7 protein-coding genes are annotated in these 6,023 nt (G+C 70.6%); 4 read left to right on the top strand and 3 right to left on the bottom strand.

What is annotated here, in order from left to right:
• The coding region (locus tag JWR81_RS22345) for a hypothetical protein (protein ID WP_297656424.1) at positions 1-324 on the top strand (324 nt) is incomplete at its 5' end.
• A 53-nt stretch (positions 325-377) separates the two neighbouring features.
• On the opposite strand, the gene JWR81_RS22350 is transcribed toward JWR81_RS22345, so the two are convergent.
• Both JWR81_RS22350 and JWR81_RS22355 read right to left on the bottom strand, forming a co-directional pair.
• A complete protein-coding gene (locus tag JWR81_RS22350) occupies positions 378-2,540 on the bottom strand; it encodes a 3-hydroxyacyl-CoA dehydrogenase NAD-binding domain-containing protein (protein WP_297656427.1) in 2,163 nt (720 codons plus the stop codon).
• A gap of 17 nt (positions 2,541-2,557) precedes the next feature.
• Positions 2,558-3,781: an acetyl-CoA C-acetyltransferase gene (locus tag JWR81_RS22355; RefSeq protein WP_297656430.1), complete on the bottom strand. Its 1,224-nt coding sequence runs from the start codon at positions 3,779-3,781 to the stop codon at positions 2,558-2,560.
• Positions 3,782-3,865: 84 nt separating this feature from the next.
• On the opposite strand from JWR81_RS22355, the gene JWR81_RS22360 reads away from it, so the two are divergent.
• From JWR81_RS22360 to JWR81_RS22370, 3 genes are all read left to right on the top strand, one after another.
• Complete coding sequence (locus JWR81_RS22360) at positions 3,866-4,585, top strand: MerR family transcriptional regulator (protein WP_297656432.1); 720 nt, start codon at positions 3,866-3,868, stop codon at positions 4,583-4,585.
• 87 nt (positions 4,586-4,672) lie between these two features.
• Positions 4,673-5,086, top strand: coding sequence for a thioesterase family protein (locus JWR81_RS22365; protein WP_297656435.1), 414 nt, complete (start codon positions 4,673-4,675; stop codon positions 5,084-5,086).
• A gap of 89 nt (positions 5,087-5,175) precedes the next feature.
• Positions 5,176-5,454, top strand: coding sequence for a hypothetical protein (locus tag JWR81_RS22370; RefSeq protein ID WP_297656438.1), 279 nt, complete (start codon positions 5,176-5,178; stop codon positions 5,452-5,454).
• Positions 5,455-5,459: 5 nt separating this feature from the next.
• Here JWR81_RS22370 and JWR81_RS22375 read toward each other — a convergent pair.
• Positions 5,460-6,023: LysM peptidoglycan-binding domain-containing protein (locus JWR81_RS22375; protein ID WP_297656441.1), on the bottom strand; the 564-nt coding region annotated here is incomplete at its 5' end.

Here is a 6,023-nt window from a genome sequence, read left to right on the forward strand (position 1 = left end):
GACGCGATCACGCCCGACGTCCACGGCCTCATCAGCAAGCAGACCGCCCAGCTCGACGGCGTCGACGTGACCCGCGTGCGGTTCGACGTCGGCGCCCGCTGGTCCAACGACCTCAAGTCCTACGCCGGCACCGAGCGCTGCGAGCTGCCCCACGTCGCGCTCGTGCTCTCCGGCCGCCTCGCCGTCGTGATGGCCGACGGCAGCGAGGAGGAGTTCGGCCCCAACCAGGTCATGCTCCTGCCCCCGGGCCACGACGCGTGGACGGTCGGGGACGAGGCCTGCACCTTCGTGGAGTTCTCCCGCGGCAACGACTACTACTCCTGACACGCGCGAACGGCCCTCCCGAGCGGGAGGGCCGTTCGTGTGGTGCGTGCGGATCAGGCGGAGACGAGCTCCTCGGCCCTCGCCCTCATGCTGGCCGGCACCGCGAAGCGCGCCCCGTACTTCTGCGCGTACTCGTCGGCCTTCGCGACGAAACCCGCGACGCCGCCCGGGTAGCCCTCGACGTACTGCACGACGCCGCCGGTCCAGGCCGGGAAGCCGATGCCGAAGATCGAGCCGATGTTGGCGTCCGGCACGGTGGTCAGCACGCCCTCGTCGAAGCACTTCTGCGTCTCGATGGCCTCGACGAAGAGCATTCGCTCGGAGAGCTCGTGCAGGTCGACGTCGTGGTTCGTGGCGCCGAACTGCTCGCGCAGCCCCGGCCACAGCCGCGTGCGCTTGCCGTCGACGTACTCGTAGAAGCCGGCGCCGCTGCTGCGGCCCTTGCGGTCGAACTCGTCCACGAGCCGGTCGATGACCGCGTCGGACGGGTGCGCCGTCCACGTGCCACCGGCCGCCTCGACGCCCGCCTTGGTCTCCTCGCGGATCTTGCGCGGCAGCGTGAGCGTGAGCTCGTCCATCAGCTGCAGGACCGGCGCCGGGTAACCGGCCTGCGAGGACGCCTGCTCGATCGTCTGCGGGTCGATGCCCTCGGCCAGCATCGCGACACCCTCGTTGATGAAGGTGCCGATGACGCGGCTGGTGAAGAACCCGCGGCTGTCGTTGACGACGATCGGGGTCTTCTTGATGCCCAGCGTGAGGTCGAACGCCTTGGCGAGCGTGGCGTCCGAGGTGCGCTCACCGCGGATGATCTCCACGAGCGGCATCTTGTCGACCGGCGAGAAGAAGTGCAGGCCGATGAAGTCGCCCTCGCGGTCGAGGCCCGCGGCCAGCTCGGTGATCGGCAGCGTCGAGGTGTTGGAGCACAGCAGGGCGTCCGGCTCGACGACCTTCATCGCCTCGCGGAACACCTCCTGCTTGAGCGCCACCGACTCGAACACGGCCTCGATGATCGTGTCGCAGCCCGCGAGGTCGTTGTAGTCACCGGTGGGGGTGATGCGCTGCAGGAGCGCCTCACCCTTCTCCAGCGTGGTCTTGCCGCGCTTGACGCCCTTCGCGACGAGGCTCTCGGAGTAGGCCTTGCCCTTCTCGGCCGCCTCGAGCGAGACGTCCTTGAGCACGACCTCCCAGCCGGACATCGCACAGACGTAGGCGATGCCCGCGCCCATCATCCCGGCGCCGAGCACGGCGACCTTGCGCGGCTGCCACTTCTCGAAGCCGTCCGGGCGGGACTTGCCGCCGTTGATGGCCTGCAGGTCGAAGAAGAACGCCTTGGTCATGTTCTTGCTGACCTGGCCGGTGACGAGCTCCGCGAAGTAGCGGCCCTCGATGCGCAGCGCGGTGTCGAAGTCGACCTGGGATCCCTCGACCGCCGCGGAGAGGATGTTGCGCGGCGCCGGCATGGGCGCGCCCTTGATCTGCTTGCGCAGGTTCGCGGGGAACGCCGGCAGGATCGAGGCCAGCGACGGGTTCGACGGCGTGCCGCCCGGGATGCGGTACTTGGGCTGGTCCCACGGCTGCTTGGCCTCGGGGTTCGCCGCGATCCAGGCCTTGGCCTTCTCGAGCATCTCCTCCGGCGTGGCGGCGAGCTCGTCGATGATGCCGAGCTCGAGCGCCTTGTCCGGCTTCATCCGCTGGCCTTGGGCCAGGACGTTCATGAAGCCGTTGGCGATGCCGAGCATGCGGGTGATGCGGGTGACGCCGCCGCCACCGGGCAGCAGGCCCAGCGTCACCTCGGGCAGGCCGTAGATGACGCCCTTGGCGTCGAGGCCGATGCGGTGGTGGCAGGCGAGCCCGATCTCCAGGCCGCCGCCGAGCGCGGTGCCGTTCATCGCGGCGACGACGGGCCTGCCCAGCGTCTCCAGCTTGCGCAGCTGCGCCTTGACCTCGGTGACGTTCTCGAACACGGCGGGCGCGTCGTCCGGGCCGGCCGAGGACAGCGACTCGAGGTCGCCGCCGGCGAAGAACGTCTTCTTGGCCGACGTGATGATCACGCCGGTCAGCTCGTCCTTGGCCGCCACCAGCTGGTCGACGACCTCGCCCATCGCCGCCTTGTAGGCGTCGTTCATCGTGTTGGCGCTGCGGCCCGGGTCGTCGAGGGTGACGATCGCGATGCCGTCGGCACCCTTCTCCCAGCGCACTGCCTTCTGGTCACTCACGGTGTTCTCCAGCCCTTTCAGGAAAGACGCTCGACGACGGTGGCGATGCCCATGCCGCCGCCGACGCACAGCGTGGCAAGGCCGTAGCGCTGCTCGCGGCGCTCCAGCTCGTCGATCAGCGTGCCGAGGATCATCGCGCCGGTGGCGCCCAGCGGGTGGCCCATGGCGATTGCCCCGCCGTTGACGTTGGTCTTCTCGTGGGAGATCCCCATGTCCCTCATGTACCGCAGCGCGACCGCGGCGAAGGCCTCGTTGATCTCGAAGAGGTCGATGTCGTCGACGGTCAGGCCGGCCTTGGCCAGTGCCTTCCTGCTCGCGGGCGCGGGGCCGGTGAGCATGATCGTCGGGTCGGCACCGGACAGCGCGGTGGAGACGATACGGGCGCGCGGGCGCAGGTTCGCGGCCCTGCCCGCCGCCTCGGTGCCGATCAGCGTGAGCGAGGCGCCGTCCACGATGCCGGACGAGTTGCCGGCGTGGTGCACGTGGTCGATCTTCTCGACCCAGTGGTACCGCTGCAGCGCCACGGCGTCGAAGCCGCCCTGCTCGCCCATCATCTCGAAGGACGGCTTGAGGCCCGCGAGGGCCTCCAGCGTGGCGCCCGCGCGGATGAACTCGTCGTGGTCGAGCACGGTGAGGCCGTTGCGGTCCTTGACCGGCACGACCGACTTGGCGAAGTAGCCGTTGGCCCACGCCTTGGCCGCGCGGGCCTGGGACTCGACCGCGAACGTGTCGACGTCCTCGCGGGAGAAACCCTCGATCGTGGCGATGAGGTCGGCGCCGATGCCCTGGGGCACGAAGCCGGTGGAGTAGGACGTGTCGGGGTCCATGGCCCACGCGCCGCCGTCGGAGCCCATGGGCACGCGCGACATGGCCTCCACGCCGCCGGCGAGGACCATCTCCTCCATGCCGGAGCGGATCTTCTGCGCGGCGGTGTTCACGGCCTCGAGGCCGGAGGCGCAGAAGCGGTTGAGCTGCACGCCGGCCACCGTGTGGGGCAGGCCCGCGGCGATGGCGGCGGTCTTGGCGATGTCACCGCCCTGGTCGCCGATGGGCGACACGACGCCGAGCACGACGTCGTCGATGGTGTTCGGGTCGAGCTCGGGGTACCGGTTCCGGATCTCGTCGATCAGGCCGATGACCAGGCTGACGGGCTTGACCTCGTGCAACGAGCCGGAGGCCTTGCCCCGGCCGCGCGGCGTGCGGATGGCGTCGTAGACGTATGCCTCGGGGATCTCGGACATGCAGACCTCTCCATCAACGGGTGTAGTGCCTTTGTTACAGCAGCACTGTCACATAGGTCAAGGTTACGCGTAACCTCTGCACCCATGGCGGCACCATCGCTACCCGACATGCTGACGATCGATCAGCTGGCCGAGCGCACGGGCATCTCGATCCGCACGATCCGCTTCTACGCGGGCCGGGGCCTGCTCCCCCCACCCCAGCTGCGTGGCCGCACCGGGCTCTACGGCCCCGACCACGTGGCCCGCCTGGAGCTCGTCACCGAGCTGTCGGCGCTCGGCTTCACCCTCGCCGCCATCGAGGGGAGGCTCGAGAAGCTCCCCGCCACGGCGGGTGCCGAGGAGCTGGCCCTGCAGCGCGCCCTGCTGACCCCCTGGGTGCCGGAGCAGATCGAGGACGTGGACACCATGGAGCTCGACCGCCGGGCCGGGCGCCCGCTGGGCCCCGACGACCTCCGAGCGCTGGAGGGGCTCGGCGTCATCACGCGGCTCGACGGCGACCGCATGCGCCTCAACGGCGCCGCGACGCTCGGCGAGGGCCTGGCCGTCCTGGACTCCGGGCTGCCGACCGAGACGTGGAAGCGCGCGCACCAGATCATCGAGCGGCACACCACCGCGCTCGCCGAGGAGCTGATGACCATGTTCCAGGCGGAGGTGCTGCAGCCCTACCGCGACCGTGGCCGTCCGGCCGACGAGCGCAGCCGGCTCGCCGAGGCCTTCACCCAGCTCAAGCCGATCACCGTCCGCGGCGTGGTCACGGCATTCGGGCGAGCGGTGAACCGGACCATTCGCGAGCGGGTCGGGTAGGGGCTACCGTCGTCCCGTGCAGATCTTGCGTGCAGCCGGATACCTCGTGGTTCCGCCGGTGTTCGCCCCCGCCGAGCGGGCGCACGCGTGACCTTCACGTACCCCGTCCACGTCCGGTACCTGGAGGTCGACGGCCAGGGCGTCGTGTTCAACGCCTGGTACCTCGCCTGGTTCGACGACGCGATGACCGCCTACCTGCTGCACGGCGGACTGCCCTACCGCACCATGCTCGACGCAGGCTTCGACGTGCAACTGGTGCGCTCGGAGATCGACTGGAAGGCCGGGGTGGGGTTCGGCGACGACGTCGAGATCGCCGTGTCCACGGCCCGGATCGGCCGCACCAGCTTCGCGCTGGACTTCGAGGTGCGCCTCGGGGCGGACGTCACCTGCGCGGGCCGCACCGTCTACGTCGTGATCGCCACGGACGGCACGGGCAAGCACGAGATCCCGCCGCTGATCGCCGGCGCGCTGGGCGAGCCCGCCCCTCTCCTGCCGGTCTGACCGTCTCACTTCGCGTCATCCCGTACCGCTCCACCTGCCGATGGGGCGAGGATCGGCGTCGTCACCGTCGGCGATCGCGAGGAGGTCCCGTGTCCGTTCCCCACGAGGGTCCGCTCACCAGCACGGTGTGGATGCACTACGCGCTCACCCGCATCCGCGCCCTGGTCGACAGGCCCCGCGAGGACATGACCGACGACGAGCTCCGCATCTACACGCTGGCCACGGCCGCGCTCGCCGGCGGCGAGCCGATCATCCCGCTCGTCGAGCGCGGTGCCGCCCGGCTGTGCCGCATCTGCGGTGCGGAGTGGCCGCTGCGGGGGCACGCCGCGCACGTCGCCGGCTGCCCGATCCGCACCGCCACGGCCTGACGGGCTCACGCCAGCTGCAGCACCTGGCCCGGGTGGATCACCGCAGGGTCAGGGATGTGGTTGATCCGCACCAGCGCGTCGACGGTCGTGTGGTTGGTGCGGGCGATCGCGAACAGCGTCTCGCCGGCGACGACCACGTGGGTACGGGCGGGGTGGCCGCCGCTCAGCAGGCTCGCGACCGTGTGCGCGCCGACGGTCGCGTCGCGGTCGACGTGGCCGGGGATCCCCGGCACGGTCCCGGTGCTGGAGTGTTGGTGCAGCACCAGGTTCGGGTGCGCGAAGCCCGGGTGGCCGGGGGCGCCGTTGAACCGCGCGATCCACAGCAGCACGTCGGGGTCCACCCATTCGGCAGGCCGCAGGACGTGGGTGAACCAGTCGAGGTTCGCGTAGACGAGCACCCGCTGGACGCCCGTCTCCGCCCGCAGGCGTGCGACGAAGTCGGCGACGAACGCGTTGGCGGTGGGGCGCAGGGCGCCAGCCTCCATGTCCAGCATGGGCGCCATCGATCCGCCGTCGAGCAGGCCGAGCGCACGGAGCCGGGAGGCGAAGAGCCGCACCTGGCCGGGGAT

This window comes from Pseudonocardia sp. (assembly GCF_025965585.1).
Taxonomy (GTDB): Bacteria; Actinomycetota; Actinomycetes; order Mycobacteriales; family Pseudonocardiaceae; genus Pseudonocardia.